The sequence below is a fragment of the Ferrimicrobium sp. genome, from assembly GCF_027319265.1.
In the GTDB taxonomy this organism is placed as follows: domain Bacteria; phylum Actinomycetota; class Acidimicrobiia; order Acidimicrobiales; family Acidimicrobiaceae; genus Ferrimicrobium.
The window spans coordinates 33,996-52,630 of sequence record NZ_DAHVNP010000024.1; the positions used below are offsets into that span (position 1 = coordinate 33,996).

The window sequence follows — 18,635 nt, forward strand, 5'->3', positions numbered from 1 at the left end:
GCACCATAAAGGAAAAGCAACTAGCTCGTGATCGCCTTCATCAACGTCGACATCGGATCGTCATCCGTTCTCCCTGCAAAAACTTGTGTTAAGCCAAGGAGTTTCGTCATATCGCCCGTCACCAGTATTTTGCCAGCGATGAACGACTCGATGGCTCGCTGGGGATTGAACTCTACAAAAAGAGCCTTTGCCGTCTCGTAGTCGAGCGATACGGTAAGGTCCGCCTCCTCGAGCTCCCCTAGGTCGAGTTCGACCACCCCTGAAGACGTGTCGAGATATGCCTTCAAAGGCTCCTCCTGGAATGGACAACCCGAGATAATTTGGTTCATTCTGAGTGTGACATCAACTCGCATCGGCTCGATACCGAGTCGCTCTGTGATCCCTCGAAACTCTTCAAGCCATTGGGGACTCAAGAACTCATACTGACTCAGCCCATCAAGCATCGAAATGTCGAAATCTGCCATACGTCAAACCGCCTTTTCTCTTCGTATCACTCTACAAGCTCGGAATGATCGAGAACATTCCAGCGATCCGATCTGCTCAAGGAATGACCAACAGATTGATACTCGCGCCATAGAGCACCGTCTGGCCAGCTCCAGGGCTCTGGTATTGGACGATAGAACCACCAAAGGGAGCAGACACGGTACCGATGGCAAAACCCTGGCTCTGTAGGGTCGACTCAGCCGATCCAAGGGCATCACCAACGACGTTGGGCACCTGCACATAGTGCGGACCAAGTGACGAGACAATTGTCACGCTCGACCCAACCCCCAACACGGTCCCGGCGCTCACCGACTGCGATAGTACGTCGCCGCTAGCCACCGAGTTCGAGTACTGCTTTTGGACTTGGTAGACGAAACCCTGGTTCGTGAGATCCCCCTCTGCAGTCGCAAGCGAGGCGCCAACAACGTTCGGCACTGGTCTTGGTGCAGGACCCTTCGATACCACGAACCTCACGATGGAGTGGTAGGGAACCCGCTGATTGACGGGCGTCTCTCCCATCACAACCCCGGCTGGAACGTCTGGGGAGTATTCATACTTGGGGTCAACCCGGAAACCCTTGGCCAACAACGCACGTTGCGCCATGGCGAACTGCGCCGATTGGTAGGAGGCTACGTAGACCGGAGCGTGGCCCTTGGATACGTAGAGCACGACATCGCCATCGGGGTGCACGTTCGCCCCTACGGACGGACTGGACCCAATCACCCGTCCCGACGCTACGCCCGTCGAGTAACGGTCTTGGACGGTCACATGAGCAATTCCCTCACCGCGCAGGCGTTGGGTCGCAGCCACCGCCGTCAAGTTCGCAACATTATCGACCTTGATCTCCCGAAAGTGTTGGTACAGCACTGCCGCACCAAGCGCCGCAGCAACCAGAATCGGCAACAAGAAGAACAGGAGCCACCAAGGGCGGCGACCACCCACCTCCTCGGTCTCGGGCGGGACGGACTCCACATGCATCGGCTTAGCCACCTCGAGCACTGAGGTTGGCTCATCGCCCTCGCCTCCCATTGGTGCAACAAGTACGGCGGTAGTACCATCGCCTCGATCCGAGGCAAGATGCTCCGTCAGGTCACCAGCGACCGTCGCCCCGTCACCAAGCCACTGCAAACTGTCGTCCATCACCGCCTCAGGGGTCATGACAGTCAGTGCTTGCCCGCCGACGAAGAGCGGCTCGGGGTTCGTGAGATCCCGAGCAAAGGCGTTCCAAAGGTGTTCGATCTCCGCGGCACTTGGACGGCGGTCCGCTTCGCGGTCCAGCATCGAAACGATGGAACTCGCGACCGGATCCTCTGGGTTGGGATTGACCACTGGTTCTCGAAGCCGCGCAAACGCTAGGGCCAGTTGGGTATCCCCCTGGAAAGGGATGGCACCAAAGAGCGCTTCATACAATACAAGCCCGAGCGAATAGACATCACTACCAGGAACCGAACGCTTCCCTTCGACCTGTTCTGGTGCCATGTATCGAGGGGTTCCCAGAATGCCGCCACCGGTCTCCGTTGCTGAACTCTCCGACAGGGCACGCACGAGTCCGAAGTCTGCAATTCTGACACGACCCCCATCGTCGAAGAGGAGGTTGGCAGGCTTGATATCTCGGTGTAAAAAGTTGCGATTGTGCGAGTACGCGAGTGCCGAGGCCGTCGCGGCGCCGATCTGCACCACCTGGGGTGTGGTGAGCTCAACGCCTCTGGCATAGAGCTCCCGCAGTGAGCCATTCGAGAGGTATTCCATCACCAGATACGGCTCACCCTCGTCAGAGCCCCAGTCAAAGACCTTCATGATGTTGGGATGGTTCAGCTGCGCGGCTGCCTGTGCCTCGTCACGGAATCTTCTCAGAAAAATAGGGTCGTCGGCGAGCCCACGCTGCAACAGCTTGATCGCCACGGTTCGCCCCAACCGATCATCGACCGCCCGGTAGACAATACCAGCACCACCCGAACCTCTTCGAGCCACCACCCGATATCGGTTACTCAGGACTCGACCAATGTTCTCGTCCGTACCTGCCGCCTTCGCCAGCTCGTTACCTACCTTATGACGACCGCCTGACCTAGCGGTCAGCTCCACAAATCCAGATACAGCCTACACCAAGGCGCGCTGAAGCATTCGCACCGCTCCTGCTGGGCTTCGCCGAAGTCTCAGCAAGATCGATCGCCCCGACGCGAGGACAGGATGGCGTGTCAAGTCCCATGGGATCGTTTCCCCTAGTAGTGTGGGCGCGTTGTCGCGCTCCGTGTTACTAGCGCGTTGTCGCGCCGTGCGTTACAGGCGCGTTGTCGCGCCGTGCGCCATACTGTCTGCCATCTGACTCATATCACTGTCTGCTGCCCTCGAGACGCAACGATCGCAGAGAGCCCAGGCAAATCGATGACTGGGATGCCGAGCTCGATCGCTTTGGCGAGTTTGGATCCCGCACGCTCGCCTGCTACGAGATAATCGGTTCTTTTGGAGACCGCCTCTATCACGCGACCTCCATGCTCGACAATGAAATCACGGATCTGCTCACGAGGGCCATCCGGGAAACTTCCGGTGATAACAAAACTGAGCCCCATCAGCTGATCCGATGTCGCGGGAGCCAGGTCGGGGGCCCTTTGTCCGCGTACGTCAGCATCGATAAGTCCTGCCACAACCTGTGATCCGTACGGATCATCTCGGAAATGGACAACAGACCTGGCTACCGTATCACCAACACCATCCAAGGCAACCAGCGCCTCAACGGTAATGGTGAGGAGGTCATCAAGTGCGCCCATCGATGACGCAACTACCTGGGCAACGTGGGCACCGACATTATCAATGGCGAGTCCAAAAAGAATTCGATGGAGCGGCCGTTGGCGTGCGGTTGCAATGCCCACCATAAAACGTTGGATCATCTTGTCACCAACGCCAGGAAGTTGACCCAACTCATGGGGTTCAAGACTGAACAGATCCGAAGGGATCCTCACCAAGCCGAGCTCAATGAGCTGACGTGCCCGTACCTCGCCAAGACCATCGATATCCATGGCGTCACGAGATCCAAAGTGCATCAGACGCTGCACAAGCTGCTCTGGACAGAAACGATTTGGGCAATGAAAGTCAACCTCGTCAAGTACACGGATGAGGCGCGTTCCACAGCTGGGACAGTACGCAGGAAACTGGTAGCGGGGTAGTTCTCCAACCCGTGCTCCAAGCACTGGGCCCACCACCTCCGGAATGATCTCGCCTGCCTTTCGCACAACCACGAGGTCTCCTACTCGAACGTCCTTGCGCTCGATCTGCTCTGCATTGTGCAACGTTGCGCGAGAAACCGTTGAGCCCGCAACGACCACAGGTTCAAGCTCCGCGAAGGGGGTTATCTTGCCGGTTTTACCGACGGAGATCTCTATCGCCAACAGCCGGGTCAGCTGCTCCTCGGGGGCAAACTTGTAGGCAATCGACCAGCGCGGCGCCCGCGAAGTCGCACCCACTCGCCCACGATCCTCGATGCGATCTAATTTGATCACCACACCGTCGGTATCATAATCGAGCTGGGCGCGAGTCTGATCGAGCTCCTGTATCCGAGCAGCAAGCTGTTCCCGCTCGACCAACGCAGCGTGCTCCTCAACGGCAAAACCGAGAGATCGAAGTAACGCGAGCGCCTCATGATGGGTCTCGGTCTCAATGGGTTCCTCGAGCTGATAGGCAAAAAACGCGAGTCCCCGACTCGCGGTAATCCGAGGATTCTTCTGACGGAGACTCCCAGCTGCTGCGTTGCGGGGATTCGCAAATGGAACCTTGAGGTCTGGATCTTGGTTCAACAGCTGGAACGCCGACCGGGGCAGATAGATCTCGCCACGAACCTCAAGCGGAGCATCATGGGCGATACGTTTGGGTATCGCATCGACCGCGTAAATATTCGCTGTAACATCCTCACCTGTTCTCCCATCGCCACGAGTCGCTGCTTGCAGCAGGATCCCATGCTCATAGCGCAGGCTCAGGGCTAATCCATCGATTTTGAGCTCCCCAAAGAGAGTCGGCTCTCTATCCAAGAGCCTCGCGAGTCGATCGACCCACGCGTTCAGGTCGTCGATCGCAAAAACATTATCGATGCTCAGCATTGGACTCTCGTGCACCACCGGTGCGAAGAGTTGCAACGGCGGCGCACCTACTCGTTGGGTTGGCGAACTCGCCACCACTCGTTCAGGGTGCTGTTGCTCGAGCTCAACCAGTTCACGGTAGAGCACATCGTATTCAGCGTCGGTCAGGACCGGAGAATCAAGCGCATAGTACGCATAACTCGCTCGATCGAGCAACGACCGGAGGTCATCAATCCGATCACTCATCAGCAATGGCCTGTGTCGACATCGCCACCATCGCCGATCCTACCACGAGGTCCTCCTGATAGAGCGCAATCGTCTGGCCGGGTGCGATGCGCCGAGTTGGGGTCCGAAACTCCAACGCCGTCTCACTGAGCACCGCCGGGACTGTGGCTCCATGCGCGCTCCCCTGTATCTGGCCCTCCTTCGGCCAGCCGTCACCCAGATAGTCCATGGCGGTGGTAACCACGAGCCTGTCGGTCTGCAGTCGGTCGATGGTTCCTACCTGAATCACCCGTGTCGCCGGATCTTTGGCCAATACATAGCGGCGCATCCCGTCGCCAAGGCCGCCGATCCTCCGGCGTTGCCCGACGGTCACCGTCTCAAAAGGGCTCGCATCTTCGTACTCATGCCCTGTCACCGTGTCGATCACTTTGGTCGCATGCAACGTTCCTCTCGAGGAGAGAAAACTCTCCTTACCAGCTTGCCGAGAGATAAAACAGACCTCGAGCGAATCCGGCTTAGCAGCCGTGCGCAACTCCAGCTCGGCGGCGATGCGACGGACGTCGTCCTTGGTCATCTCCCCAACGGGGAACAGTAACTTCGCTAATGAATGCTTCGGCACCACCGAAAGCACGTAGGACTGATCTTTTGCGACGTCTAACCCTCTTCGGATCAGAGGAACCCCTCGATCCAAACTGATCCTTGCGTGATGACCAGTAGCGAGGTACTCGAACCCGAGTTGGGTCGCCCGGTCAACCAACGCAGCAAACTTGATGCTCCGATTGCATTCAATGCAAGGGTTCGGCGTCTCTCCGCCAAGGTAGCCCCGCACATACGGATCGACAACACTGTTTTCAAACTCCTCAGTGAGGTTAAACACCAGGTGTTTGATACCGAGTTGATGCGCCACAAAACGGGCATCCTCGACGTCGGCCACTGAACAACAACCCGAGTCCGAGGCTCCGCCCCAGAGTTTCAGGGTAACGCCGACCACTTCGTGACCCTCTTGCACCGCTAACGCAGCAGCCACCGAGGAGTCAACTCCCCCTGACATCGCCACCATGACTCTAGCCATGATAGAGCTCCAACGCCCTCGCTGGATAGTCGGTCACCACGACATCAATACCCATCGTTTGCACACGCCGTAGATCCTCCTCTTCGTTCACGGTCCAGACCCAAACCTCAAGTCCTTGCTGGTGCGCCCAGTCAACGAGTTGCGCAGTCAGATACTCGCTACCCATGAGGGTAAGCGGAAGCGAAAGCACCGCAAAGGCGGGTTCAGAGGTCACTTGATTATGGAAATCCTGATACCACCGAATGGCCTCAGCACTCGATGCAGCGGTGCGTACTGCTGGGAAAAGTTGCCGAAATCGAGCGAGCGGAGGATCAAGAAACGAAGCCACTACCACCCTTTTGCCCGTTGCATGCTCTTGCAGAAGCTCCCCGACCGTCCCCTCCACCCATGAGTCGGCCCCTAGGTCCTCCTTGATGTCGATTGAGACCTCGACATCTCCACTGATGGCGAGTACCTCCTCGAGTGTTGCGATCCCGACGCGACTTGGAGCGCTACCATTGCTCAGATCAAGCGTGGCGCGCAGGGCCTTAAGCGAATAGTCATGAATGGCGCCAACGAGGTTCGTCGTGGCTTCAAGATGGTCGTCATGGAACACGACAAGTTCGTGGTCCTTCGTGGGATGAATATCGAGCTCTAGAGCGACACCCAGATCGATTGCAGCACGACGAAAGGCAGCCATCGATGACGCAACCTCCTCGCCCATACCCCCACGATGCGCGGCGATGTGTGGACACTGAAGCCTTGGTGCAGCGGTCATGTCAACCCTCCTGGAGCGACTACAATCGTAGGCGAATGCTCGATCATCTTTTTCTTCGCTTCATAGCCTCGCTCAAAACCTCCCTCAGCTCTTCGATGCTTGAGCGCGCAGGTTTAGAAGAGCAGCTCCATAACGACCTCATGCTTGGAGATCTAACCTTCGAGACCTCCTACAGCCTACCGGGAGAGGCCTCCCCACCCCACGTGCGTGCCGACCTAACGGTCGAGTGGCCCACCTGGAGTCAAGGCTCCTACCGCAGTTGGACACTCGGCGATGGTATTGAAGACCCGATTGAGATCGTCATTGAGGTAGCTCTTCGTTTCACTGGCCTCAGCGCCCTTCCGATGACGCCTCAACAGCTTCTGACCCACCTGCCGCGTCACTCATCGCAGAGCATTCTCAATGCACCGATGGAACTCCAACGCGTCACCATCGAGACGAGCTATGACATCACGACCGACGACACGGAACTCAGTGCTGAGGTCGTCTACGAAACAACGTGTGTCATCGATGAACAGATCATCGATGACGATGAACGGGTGCAGGTAGCGATCAGTCAGCTCACCGGGTGGATCGCCTCCGTCCTCGTACAGGCAAGCGATATCCCTCTGACCTATCTGCAACTATGAGCACCATCATCTACGAATACCATCACGACTGGTTTAGAATGATGACTACCCAAAGCGATCGGAGGTAAAGCGCAGTGCGACCGATACCTGTTGCTTTCCACATCGGGCCACTTGTGCTCCACACCTATGGTTTCGGCCTTGGTATCACGTTTTGGTTCGCCTACTGGTACTTGAGCCGCCGGTTTCAGCACTACGGCCTATCGACAAAGTGGTTGGAAAAGTCCTTCATATGGATCATCGTCATGGCCGTGGTAGGTGCGCGAACGGTACACTGCATCGCCAATATCAGCTACTATCTCGCTCACCCAATCCTGGTGTTCGCGGTCTGGCAGGGCGGTCTCTCCTCCTATGGGGGGATCGCAGGCGGTCTGATCGTCGCTCTGTATGCACTACACAAGTACAACCCGGAAATATCCTTTCGGACAGCTGCTGACGTAACAGCTCCGGTGTTGTTGGCCGCCTGGGCCATGGGCCGATTGCTCGGTCCTCAGCTCATGTTCGCAGGTGGTGGCCATCCGACCACCGCTTGGTACGGCATGAAGTATGCCGGAGAGGTCGGCTATCGGATACCGGTGCCTATTTTTCAGTCCATCGAAACGATCATCACGTTTTCGATCGTACTTGGGCTGTCCCGGCTCTACCCACAATGGAAGATGCCAGCACTTTCACTCGCGGTTACCGCCTACGGCATCTGGTCGATCGGACGCTTCTTTGATGAGTACCTTTGGCTTGCGGTACCCCGTGTGTGGGATGCGGTCGAGGTCTTCGCACTGATCAGTCTGGCGGGGTCGATCATCGTGATGCTCGTGTTGCTTTCCAGAAGAGGCAAGGACACCACGGTGCTCGCGCCACCACCACAACCCCTTGCAGCCGCGGATGCACATGGCTGAACATACCTCTCTCTTCACGGATAGGTATGAGCTCACCATGCTCGAAGCATCGCTCCAGAGTGGGATCGGTACAAAGCGAGCGACCTTTGAGATTTTTGGACGTGGGCTAGGAGGGCGAGCCTATGGGGTCACCGCCGGCACCGCGCGAGTCGGCACGCTCCTCGAAGGGTTTACCTTTGACGAAGCTGATCTCGACTATCTCGGACGCAACTCCATCTGCTCCAGGGAGACGCTCGACTATCTAGCTAACTTCCGATTTGCGGGTTCAATCTACGCCTACCCTGATGGGGAGCTCTATTTCCCCTTCTCTCCCGTCTTGCGACTTGAGGCGAGCTTCGCCGAGGGACTGATACTCGAGACGCTCCTGCTCTCAGCGCTCAACTTCGACTCGGCCATCGCTACTGCGGCCTCACGAATGGTACTCGCCGCTCGCGGGAGAACATTGATCGAGATGGGGACTCGGCGCACCAATGAGAATGCTGGTGTCGTAGCGGCGAGAGCCGCCTACATTGCGGGTTTTGCAGCGACCTCCAACCTCGCCGCTGGGCAACAATACGCGATTCCAACGGCCGGTACCATGGGGCACGCAATCGTCCTCGCTCATGACAGTGAGGCAGCCGCCTTTCGCGCCCAACGAACCATTGCGGGAGAAGCGACAACAGCACTCGTCGATACGTACGATACTCTCAATGGCATCCGTACGGCTATCGATGTTTTCGGACCCTCACTTGCCGCTATTCGCATCGATTCAGGCGATCCCTTTGCTACCTCGATCGCCGCTCGACAGTTACTCGATAGCCTTGGGGCCACAAAGACACAGATCCTCGTCTCGGGAGATCTCGACGAGGCAGCGATCCACCGGCTACACGATGCCCCCATCGATGGCTTTGGCGTCGGCACCAAGCTTGTGACCGGTTCTGGCATCCCAACCGCGGGTTTTGTCTACAAGCTCGTCTCCATCGAGCGCGGAGGAGAACCGATTGCCGTCGCCAAACAGTCAGAGGCCAAGACCTCAGACGGCGGCGCCAAGGCCGCGTACCGACGTATACGTGCACAGCACGCTATCGACGAGTTCTCAATCGATCCCGAGGCCACAATCTCCTCAACGTCTGCGGATGCGTTGCGGCCGTTGCAGGTTCCAGTGATCGTCAACGGCGAGAAGGTTATCGATGACGATCTTGAACGCTGGCGACGACTCCATCAAGAGTCGCTCGAGGAGCTCGCATCCTGTAAAGATCTGCTCTCCGCCACAGCACCGCTGTTGCAATGCCACTATCTTGGCCCAGGAACGGTGAAGGTCTAACGTTCACGACTACTACTCCTATCTGAAAGGAATCTCTTATGACCATCGAGATGACATCACTTGAGGAGGCCGGACTCCATCGTCCCCAAGTCGAGGCCCTCCTACGGCATATGGAAGCCTACGTTGATGCCGGCAAAATCCCGGGGTTTGCCCTTCTCGTCGCTCGGGATGACGCGATTGCGCTCCGCCATTACTATGGGTTGGCTGATCCGGTTACCCAGACCCCAATCACCGATGCAACTCTTTATCGCATCTACTCGATGACCAAACCGATCACTTCGGCCGCGCTATTACAGCTTGCCGAGGCCGGATTGGTCGATCTCCAAGACCCCGTCGGTGACTACATCCCCTCGTTCCACAACATCCAGGTGCTCACCGGGGGGTCAACCTTGGAACCCGAGTATCGGCCTGCGATCGAACCTGTTCGGGTGTGGCATTTGCTCACCCACACCGCTGGGTTGACCTACGGCTTCCACAATCAAACCATCCTCGATGCGCTCTATCGTCAGCATGCCTCTGAGCTGAACCTCCCCGACGACCTCACCCTTGGAGAGTTGGTGGATCGCTACGCGCAACTTGGGCTTCTCTTTGATCCAGGTCACGGCTGGAACTACTCGGTGGCAACCGACGTCGTCGGCCGCCTGATTGAGGTCATTAGCGGCAGGCGGCTCTCGGAGTATCTTCGAGCCGAAATCTTCGAGCCGCTCGGAATGGTTGATACCACCTTCGAGGTCGATGCGGATCAACTTGGCAGGGTTGGTGGTCTATACCTACGGACTGAAGGCGATGGCATGCATCGTCTCGGTGGGCCAGTCCCTGAACGACGAGTCTTCCCCGTCGATATGGGCGGTGGCGGGCTCTACTCCACAATCGACGACTACCTTCGCTTTGTATTGATGCTGCTACACCGGGGGTCCTTGGATGGTAGCAGAATTCTTGGACCTCGAACCGTCGATCTGATGACGACCAATCACCTGCCCGGAGGTGCCGACGCGATCGACCTGTGTCGCTATCATCCCCAGCCGATTGACGAACCAGGCAAAGGTTTTGGCCTCGGGGTCTCTGTGGTCACCAATGCGGCTGCGGCAAAGAACTTCAGCTTGGACGGCGAATTCGGATGGGGTGGGATGGCAAGTACCAACTTCTTTATCGCTCCTCACGACCAGCTCAGCGTCATTTTCATGACCCAGTTAATCCCGTCAAGCGCCTACGCTTTTGGGCACGAAATTCACCGAATGTTGATACCTGCTCTGACCAGCTAATCATTGCAACCCCGTGCGTGAGTTCTACGGCCCATGCCGCACCTCGCGCAAGGCTCTTCACCCATGGGCCGTCAGGTTCAGTTCTGGCCTCATCGCAACGGGCACCCACATAGGAACAGCTCACTGCGTGGTCGACCTCGGTGACTGTAGCCAACGCCAACCTCGCCGGACAATCCTCCGGGCTCGATCCTCAGGCAATTACCCACACCACAGTGGCTTTGCACGCACGTTCTGAGTAGAGCTCCGAATCTGCACAAGCGCAACCACGATCCTCGCTGCAAGGAAGTCGCAGGCCGCAACAGCTCCAACCTCGCTGTTCGCGCACCCGAGAGCCATGATCGCATAGCTCCGACTGCCTCGTTACCGCTGGACAGGCAAAAGAGCCCACTGCAACCTCTGTCGCATCGCAACGACACGGTCCTCATCCCACTCGCCAGGTTTACCACTACTAGCCGTTGGTCCTTCAGTCGACGGGCCGCCACGAGATTCGCGACGCCAAACTTTGCCAGCCGGTCCCGGTGTTCGACGATGGCGCGCGAAGTTGTCGGACCGGCGGCGGTATCTGCTAGAACTTCGCGTCGCCTGCTCATCCCAGATCCGACTTGCATGACCACTGCACACACTGCCACCCACGATAGAGGTCGAGCCACCGGCTGATCCAGATCTGCCCATTGGTCATGGAATCGCACTCACGCAGGGAGTCGCGCTTCGAGCCTTCTTCGTCAAGACCGTTGACGAGGATGAGCTTCCCGACCCACGGAGCGGGAAGCGGCAGCTCTTCCTTCTCGCACCACCGGTAGACGGTGTACTTGCCCACCCCGATAGATGCATGACAACGTCTTCGACCACCCGTTCGTGCATTGGGGCCCACTGCCCGGACAGTAGGTGCGAATAACCCCGGCATGCCTAACCGCACGGGCGTGGTCGATACGTGGATGCCCGCAGAGCTAACTCTCGGGTCAGCCATCCCCATCAGGGGCATCAAGGGGAGAGACGAGCTTGGCGATATCCACCCTGCGTGCCTCCGCGGGAATCGCCTCATAGCCATGGGTGCGTGCCGCCGCCAGCGTAGCGAAGTGATCGAACGAGCGATCGAGTGCCCGTAACTCATCAACGGTTAGCCAGCCGGTGCCTTCGTGGATACCGCTAACCTCACGCCAATCCAGACTCAGCTTGCTGACAAATCTCCGATAGACCCTGAAGCGTTCGACGACGGTTGCAATCATCTGCTCTGCAAGCGCATTGAAGCCGCTCGTGAGCTCGCCAGCATCATCGGCAACGGTGATGCCAAGATACTTGAGACGCCAAGGGTGTTCCCGTCGACTGGGAACCTCAACCGCCTCCACAAAGTCATATTTTGCCAGCTGTCGAAGATGGAACGAGCAGTTGGCTGCCGTCGTTCCCAGGATGCGGGCAGCATCGGCCGCCGTGATACTCTCGTGCTGCCCAAGCAGATCGATCAGTGCCAGCCGTAGCGGATGCGCGAGAGCCTTGATTGAACCGACATCTGCGAGCACTCGCGTCGGCATGGGCTCATGTTGCGTCGTTGGTGGGGTACTATCTTCGTTTGGCATACATCCTCCATGAGGAGCGACAGGACTACACGATCACCATGCCCGATCACGATCCGCTGCCACTCCAGTATGACACAGCATCCTATGGGCAACGTCGTGCGTGCCCATCCTCCTTACGGTGCAATACAAAGCGCTAGTGATGGAAGCCGTTGACATGCGACGATGTGGGCATAGGAGCGTCAAGCTCCTCGAGTTCCTGGACGGCTCGCTTGATATCGTCGACAAACAACGCGGCCATGTCACTTCGGAAGCCGTTGCGCAAGACCGCTCTCATGATCAGCTCATCCGACAAATTATCGGGCATTGGATAGACCGGTACCTGCCATCCACGCTCCCGCAGCTTCGAAGAGAGATGGTGGAGGTTCCAGTTGGGGTTTGCATCGGCGGTTTTGGTCCACGCAACCACCGGCAGTGCGTCACCCCGAGCGATGACCGACATCGATGCGAGATCATCGAGTCCCGCAGCGATGATGGCGGCGGTATGTTGGGTCTCGCGTTGCACCCGCGTGTAACCCTCAAAACCTAAACGGATCAGGTTGTAGTACTGGAGCAGCACTTGTGCGCCAGGACGAGAAAAATTGAGTCCGAAGGTTGGCATCTCCCCCCCAAGGTAGGAGACCTTGAAGATCAACTCGTCAGGCAACAGATCTTTGGTCCGCCACAACACCCAGCCAAGACCGGGGTAAACCAAACCATACTTGTGACCCGAAGTGTTGATCGAGTGCACGCGTTCAAGGGAGAAATCCCACACCAATTCCGGTTGGAGGAAAGGTGCAACAAAGCCACCCGATGCCGCGTCGACGTGGACCGGGATGTCGAGTTCTGTCCGGGCGGCGAGATCATCCAGCGCTCGAGTGATCTCTGCGATAGGCTCGTAGATGCCGGTGTAGGTCACGCCGAGAATAGGAACGACGCCGATAGTTCGCTCATCGACCGCCTCAAGGACTCCACGGGCGGTGAGGTACGGCTCCTCATGGGTAATTGGGACGTAGCGCGGCTCGACCTCAAAGTAGTTCGCAAACTTCTCCCACACGACCTGCACCGATGAGCTAAAGACGATATTGGGTCGATCGACATCCTTACCTTGAGCTCGTCGTTTGGCCATCCACCTTCGTTTCAGGGCCAGCCCAGCAAGCATACATGCCTCAGATGAGCCGGTCGTTGAAGTTCCGATCACATTTTCTGGGTCTGGTGCATGCCATAGGTCGCCGATAATCGCGATGCACCGATCCTCAATCGCGGCAGTCTGCGGGTACTCATCCTTGTCGACAATATTCTTGTCGACTGCCTCAAGATAGAGCTGATCTGCTTCAGGCTCCATCCAGGTCGTGACAAACGTAGCAAGATTCAGTCGTGCGGAACCGTCGAGGTCGATCTCATCGCTGATCAACTGGTAAGCCGCCTGGGCGCTCATCCCAACAGGGGGAATTTGGTACTTAGGAATTTCGTGATCAGGTCCGTCAGCATACACAGGGTTCACCCGTATGCCATCAGACGTCTCGTTGGAATCATGGCCGCCACTAAGTCGAGTCATCGTATCGTCCTCCTCCGGACAAGGATAGCAGACGCCCCTTGGCGAACACTGAGTGCTAGGAGGAGGCAAGCTCCTCGACGATGGCGTTATTGAGCACTGGCCACCGATTCTTTGCCCACCCACCAAAAGGTTTTGCGCCAAGAAAGACGGCGAAAAACCGCTGGGTGGGATCGATCCACAGAAAAGAGCCGCTCTGTCCAAAATGACCATAGCTCTGCTCCGATACCGCCGATCCCATCCAATGTGGTGACTTCGTGCCCCGCACCTCGGGTCCAAGACCCCACGAGTTGGGGTCTTGACGACCAAAGCCTGGCAACACACCGACCAGTTCAGGGGCAAAGGGAGTGCGAAGAGCCATGAGGGTTTCGCTGGTAACAAGCGAAGGATAGCACAGCACCCTCACCAAACTGACGAGATCAGCGATTGTCCCAACGAGCCCAAAGGCGGCCCCTGTGACTGGTCCTGTAGCGAGTAGACCTGGAGGATAGCTAGCTTGAGTCATGCCAGCAGGCTCCAAGACGGCCTCCCTCGCATAGTGATTAAAGGGCATTGTGCAGTGCTGCGCGATTCCATAACCCAGCAGTTCATAGCCGAGGTTGGAGTACATGCGCCGTTCATGCGGCGCGCAAATCGGTCGAACCTGCCAAGGCGTGCTCATAGACACATCGGCTACCTCGCCAGTAGGAAGACCCGACGCATGCGCCAGGAGATCCTCCACGATGAGTTGATAGTCACCCAGCGGCTCCCACCGCTGCAGGGAAGCCTCCTCAATAGCCACATGCACTGCGAGTGCGGTGACCAGCTTCGAGACCGAGGCCCAAGGCCGCGCAATATTGCCTTGGCTCTGATACCGTACCACGAGTTCCTCAGCGCCGACGTACCCGTAGGCGAGATCCTCACCTGGGCGCAGCGCATCCCCTATGGCAGCACCCATCGCTACCCGACTCAATGAAGGCCTTACTCGGCTGCTGCCTCTTGTTCGGCGATCTGTCGTCGAACCTCATCCATGTCGAGCGCCTCGATCTGGGAGATGATCTCGGCAAGAGCTTGGCGAGGCAATGCACCGGGCTGCGCGTAGAGCAATACCTGGTCACGAAAGGCCATCAACGTCGGAATCGACATGATCTGAAACGCCTGAGCAAGCTCTCGCTCTGCCTCTGTATCAACCTTGCCAAAGACGATATCTGGGTGTTCCTGAGAGAGTTCATCGTAGACCGGAGCGAACGCCCGACACGGCCCACACCAGGCTGCCCAAAAGTCGACCAGCACGATTCCGTTACTCTCGACCGTCTCGTTGAAGTCCGCTGCTGTCAAATTACGTGTTGCCATCTCTTTCCTTCCTCGATAACGACTTTAACAATTATACCCCCACTGGTATTCCAGCGTTACCGTACCCGGAGCGGGAGTCGAACCCGCATGGCCCAAAGGCCCGGGGGGTTTAAGCCCCCTGCGTCTACCATTCCGCCATCCGGGCGCTCGTCACCTACTCGATGTCGCACCTAACAGGAGACCCTCAAGTAGTTCACGATCGGACTGGTAGAGTCTCCACGTCGCCCATACCCCGACAGGAGTAAACCCTCCAGCCAAGTAAAAGGCGACATGTGCATGGAGACACTTTACACCCGCTCGGGCACCACCAACACCGCGACCCTGCATATGAGCAAGTGCTGGTCGGCCGCTTCGATAGCTCGTATTGGCCAGATCTAGCGCCTCCCGGCTCACCGAAGCGCCCGCCTGACGCACGCCACCATGTGATTCCAACCGCGAGACGGCAGCAACCAACGAACGGTCGACCAACCAGAACCAGTTGGACTGCGGAGTACCCTTGCGATCAAAGGGCGCAAGTTCGATGACGATCGGACGTCCAGTAGCGGACCTGAAGGCGGCACGAAACGGAATCTCTGCGATCCGACCAAGCTGTTCCTCTACCCAGAGGTGATCATCCGCATCGGAAACCCACGCCGACTCAGACGTGCTGGCGCCCACGCCTACGAACCAGAACCGCGGTGACGATCAAAACGGCTGCCACCGGAGCAAGGCGCTTGATGATGGGCTTTGCCAAGACACGAAGGGCATTGAGTTCTTGGGGTTCCTCCTCGACACGGACCTCGTGCTCTTCTCCAGCGCTATCCACCTCCTCGACCTCCCCAGACTCGCTCTGGCCAATCAAGGCGGCGAGCCGTTGGGCAAACTCGCCCATGAGTTTCTCAGAGACTTCGTTCAGCACTCCACGTCCGAACTGCGCAACCCTGCCTGCGATCGTGAGATCCACGTCGACCGTCACCCGAGTCGTCTCGTCTCCCTCGGGAATCAGACGGGCCGTAACGACCGCACTGGCGTTACCCTGGCCCTTGGTCTCTCGACCCTCTGCACGCAACACAGCGATGTGATGCTCTTGATCCTTGGACTCGAAACGTGCGACACCTGCGTAGTTCGCCGTGATGGGACCAACCTTGATCTTCACGGATCCTTTATGCTCATCACCCTCAACCGAGGAGAGTGATGCACCGGGGAGGCAGGGTGCGATCTGCTCGAGATCGGTCAGGATCTCCCATGCACGATCCACTCCGACTGGTACGATGAACTCGTTTACAATCTCCATGTCAATTCCTCTCTACGGCTTGTACGTGCTCAAGATCCTGGCGAGTATCGACATCGAACGGATCTCCCGGACAAGGAACCTCTACGGCCTCGACACGATCAAAAATCGACCTCGCACCGACATCGCCAAAGCGCTCAAGCAGGCCAAAGACCGATAGTGTCAGCTTAACAGGGTTCGCCCTCACCCCCGCATAGGTCGCGATGGCCACACCGTTCGTGCGAGCACATACTACCCTTCTCCACGCCTCCTGGGGGATGTATGGCTGATCACCAAGGCCCACCACCACGGCGCCCAACCCTACAGCCCTTGCCCGATCCAGGGCCAACGCCAGTGAACTCGCGAGACCATCCTGTGGTCGCGGATTTCGAAGCTCCACAAAGTTCCTTGGCGACAACGACGCGATGCTTGCATCCCGCGTGACCACGAAGTGCGCAGCGGCAGGGACCTCAGCGGCTGCATCGAGTACCCAACTCACCAACGGACGGCCGTGAAGGTCAACGAGCAACTTATGGACAGAGGAGTCAAAACGGCTCCCGAAACCGGCGGCAAGAACGACAATCCCCGTCGACCTCAGCTCCTGATCTGCCGTGTTTACCAAGTCATCGCCCCTTCGGCATGAATGGGACCTGCACTCTCCGAGAGCGAACCAGCAAGGCGACGCTCACGCCGAGCGATAATCTCAGCGAGTATCGAAACAGCGGTCTCCTGAGGAGTCCTCGCGCCGATATCGAGACCGATCGGACCGCAGACCCGTTGACGAATCTCCTCTACTGCGATTCCTTGGGTCACCAGTCGGCTGACTCGGTCAGCCTGGGTTCGTCGGGATCCCATTACGCCGATATAGCCTGCGCGAGTCGCGAGTGCCGCCTCGATAGCTGGTACGTCAAACTTTGGATCATGGGTGAGGATGCAGATGGCATCACGCTCGCTGAGCGATGCGCCCCATGTAGTGAGGTAGTCATTCGGCCACGCCACCACGACCTCATCGGCCTTCGGGAAGCGTGCCTCAGTCGCAAAGACGGCCCGAGCGTCGACCACCACCACTCGATAACCAAGCAGTTTGGCCGCTTGCGCTAGTGCGTCACTGAAGTCCACAGCACCGAAAATCAGCATGGTTGGCGGCGGCGCTGAAACCGCCATCACCACAGCAACCTCCCTGGAACGCGACTGACCCCTTCGACCATAGGAGCGTCTCGTTCCCTGGGCCTGTTGCAACACCCCGGCAGCATCCCTTGCCACCACACGATCGAGATCCGCGTTGCCAAGGCTACCTAGCACCTCGCCATCTCCAAGGATCAGCATCGATGCACCAACCGCCGGTGGGACAACCGCACGGTTTTCTTCGACAAAGTAGGAGTCCAAGTCCTCATTCACCGAGTAGACCGTAGCGATGACGAAGGGAGTATCCTCTTGCAAAGCCTCAGCAAGACGATCGAGATAGCCGGGGGGCTCCGGTTGTACCAAGATATGGAATGTGCCGCCACAGGTCAAACCAACGGCTACCGCCTCGTCATCCGAGAATCCAAAGGCCAAGGTGGTCGCCTCCTTGGGGGTCTCGGTCCCGAGAATACCAAAACTTCGCAGTATGGGCTCCGGAGCATCGAGTCGTAACAACGCCTCGGTGACAACGGCACCCTCAACACACCCTCCTGACACCGACCCAACGACTTCGCCATCCTCGTTCACCGCCATCAAGGCACCAGGCTCTCTCGGTCCCGAACCTTCAACCGCCACAACTGTGGCGAGGGAGCAACGTTTGCCCTGTGCCCTCCACTGCAGAACTCGTTCGACTACCTCGATCATCTAAGCACCGTTGCATCTAAGTGATTAATAGTGAGTCCACTCATAATGATGCACCTCTTACAAGGTTCTCGTCTCGGACTTCATGCTCACTTGTCCAAGAGTCGTTCTTGCCTCTCCGAGCACGGCCAGTATTGCTACTGGTCTTACGCGCTCTCTCCAGGTGATAAGTCAACCCATCATCTGAACTGTCGTCTGTACCCGATAAGGGCCTGGGAACGAACAGGGCACTGGCCTCAACTAGGCCAGGACTGGTAGCCGACCAGTCACGGATATTGAGCCCAGCATTGGCATCGCGATCCACCTCAACGTCACAGGTCTCACAGGTCAGTCTCTTGGCGAGCTTTGCACCCATGAGTCTGCCAGAGCAGTCATGGTGGATCTGCGATGAAGGGAAGAAGCGATCAACGACGACTACCGTTACTCCGGCTCGTTTG

General features: G+C 57.8%; 18 protein-coding genes and 1 tRNA gene. 4 read left to right on the forward strand and 15 right to left on the reverse strand.

The features are described 5' to 3' along the window. Positions 1-20 precede the first annotated feature (20 nt). The 5 genes from M7439_RS02560 to M7439_RS02580 form a co-directional block, all read right to left on the reverse strand. Positions 21-464, reverse strand: coding sequence for a hypothetical protein (locus tag M7439_RS02560; RefSeq protein ID WP_298349112.1), 444 nt, complete (start codon positions 462-464; stop codon positions 21-23). A gap of 76 nt (positions 465-540) precedes the next feature. After that, positions 541-2,565 (reverse strand): PASTA domain-containing protein, encoded by a 2,025-nt coding sequence (locus tag M7439_RS02565; RefSeq protein ID WP_298349115.1) that lies wholly within the window; start codon positions 2,563-2,565, stop codon positions 541-543. A gap of 242 nt (positions 2,566-2,807) precedes the next feature. After that, positions 2,808-4,796 (reverse strand): NAD-dependent DNA ligase LigA, encoded by a 1,989-nt coding sequence (ligA, locus tag M7439_RS02570; protein ID WP_298349118.1) that lies wholly within the window; start codon positions 4,794-4,796, stop codon positions 2,808-2,810. Then, on the reverse strand, positions 4,789-5,847 hold the full coding sequence (mnmA, locus tag M7439_RS02575; RefSeq protein ID WP_298349120.1) for a tRNA 2-thiouridine(34) synthase MnmA: 1,059 nt from the start codon (positions 5,845-5,847) through the stop codon (positions 4,789-4,791). The genes ligA and mnmA overlap by 8 nt, the downstream gene beginning before the upstream one ends. Beyond that, positions 5,840-6,604, reverse strand: a complete 765-nt coding sequence (locus tag M7439_RS02580) for a glycerophosphodiester phosphodiesterase family protein (protein WP_298349123.1) — start codon at positions 6,602-6,604, stop codon at positions 5,840-5,842. Before M7439_RS02580 ends, mnmA begins: the two co-directional genes overlap by 8 nt. A gap of 35 nt (positions 6,605-6,639) precedes the next feature. Between M7439_RS02580 and M7439_RS02585 the strand changes: the two genes are divergently transcribed. The 4 genes from M7439_RS02585 to M7439_RS02600 all read left to right on the forward strand — a co-directional run bounded on the left by M7439_RS02585 (position 6,640) and on the right by M7439_RS02600 (position 10,688). After that, complete coding sequence (locus tag M7439_RS02585; protein ID WP_298349126.1) at positions 6,640-7,233, forward strand: hypothetical protein; 594 nt, start codon at positions 6,640-6,642, stop codon at positions 7,231-7,233. Positions 7,234-7,307: 74 nt separating this feature from the next. Then, positions 7,308-8,123 (forward strand): prolipoprotein diacylglyceryl transferase, encoded by an 816-nt coding sequence (locus M7439_RS02590; RefSeq protein WP_298349128.1) that lies wholly within the window; start codon positions 7,308-7,310, stop codon positions 8,121-8,123. Further along, positions 8,116-9,426, forward strand: coding sequence for a nicotinate phosphoribosyltransferase (gene pncB, locus M7439_RS02595; protein ID WP_298349131.1), 1,311 nt, complete (start codon positions 8,116-8,118; stop codon positions 9,424-9,426). Before M7439_RS02590 ends, pncB begins: the two co-directional genes overlap by 8 nt. 38 nt (positions 9,427-9,464) lie before the next feature. Continuing rightward, positions 9,465-10,688, forward strand: a complete 1,224-nt coding sequence (locus M7439_RS02600) for a serine hydrolase (RefSeq protein WP_298349133.1) — start codon at positions 9,465-9,467, stop codon at positions 10,686-10,688. 959 nt (positions 10,689-11,647) lie between these two features. Here M7439_RS02600 and M7439_RS02605 read toward each other — a convergent pair. The 10 genes from M7439_RS02605 to M7439_RS12965 all read right to left on the reverse strand — a co-directional run. Continuing rightward, positions 11,648-12,262 carry a helix-turn-helix domain-containing protein gene (locus M7439_RS02605; protein ID WP_298349135.1) on the reverse strand — a complete coding sequence of 205 codons (615 nt, stop codon included), beginning with the start codon at positions 12,260-12,262 and terminating at the stop codon, positions 11,648-11,650. Positions 12,263-12,395: 133 nt separating this feature from the next. Beyond that, positions 12,396-13,796 (reverse strand): glutamate decarboxylase, encoded by a 1,401-nt coding sequence (locus M7439_RS02610; protein ID WP_298349138.1) that lies wholly within the window; start codon positions 13,794-13,796, stop codon positions 12,396-12,398. Between the two features lie 55 nt (positions 13,797-13,851). Then, positions 13,852-14,730, reverse strand: coding sequence for a serine hydrolase (locus M7439_RS02615; RefSeq protein ID WP_298349140.1), 879 nt, complete (start codon positions 14,728-14,730; stop codon positions 13,852-13,854). A gap of 23 nt (positions 14,731-14,753) precedes the next feature. Then, a complete protein-coding gene (gene trxA / locus M7439_RS02620) occupies positions 14,754-15,125 on the reverse strand; it encodes a thioredoxin (RefSeq protein ID WP_298349143.1) in 372 nt (123 codons plus the stop codon). Positions 15,126-15,187: 62 nt separating this feature from the next. Further along, positions 15,188-15,270: transfer RNA gene (locus tag M7439_RS02625), tRNA-Leu, on the reverse strand. A 5-nt stretch (positions 15,271-15,275) separates the two neighbouring features. Next, on the reverse strand, positions 15,276-15,782 hold the full coding sequence (locus M7439_RS02630; RefSeq protein ID WP_298349145.1) for a DUF501 domain-containing protein: 507 nt from the start codon (positions 15,780-15,782) through the stop codon (positions 15,276-15,278). Then, positions 15,763-16,398: an SRPBCC family protein gene (locus M7439_RS02635; protein ID WP_298349147.1), complete on the reverse strand. Its 636-nt coding sequence runs from the start codon at positions 16,396-16,398 to the stop codon at positions 15,763-15,765. Before M7439_RS02635 ends, M7439_RS02630 begins: the two co-directional genes overlap by 20 nt. A 1-nt stretch (position 16,399) precedes the next feature. Next, complete coding sequence (locus M7439_RS02640) at positions 16,400-16,996, reverse strand: nucleotidyltransferase family protein (RefSeq protein ID WP_298349150.1); 597 nt, start codon at positions 16,994-16,996, stop codon at positions 16,400-16,402. Continuing rightward, positions 16,990-18,201, reverse strand: coding sequence for an XdhC family protein (locus M7439_RS02645; RefSeq protein ID WP_298349153.1), 1,212 nt, complete (start codon positions 18,199-18,201; stop codon positions 16,990-16,992). Before M7439_RS02645 ends, M7439_RS02640 begins: the two co-directional genes overlap by 7 nt. A 40-nt stretch (positions 18,202-18,241) precedes the next feature. Next, positions 18,242-18,635: zinc ribbon domain-containing protein (locus tag M7439_RS12965; protein ID WP_366525198.1), on the reverse strand; the 394-nt coding region annotated here is incomplete at its 5' end.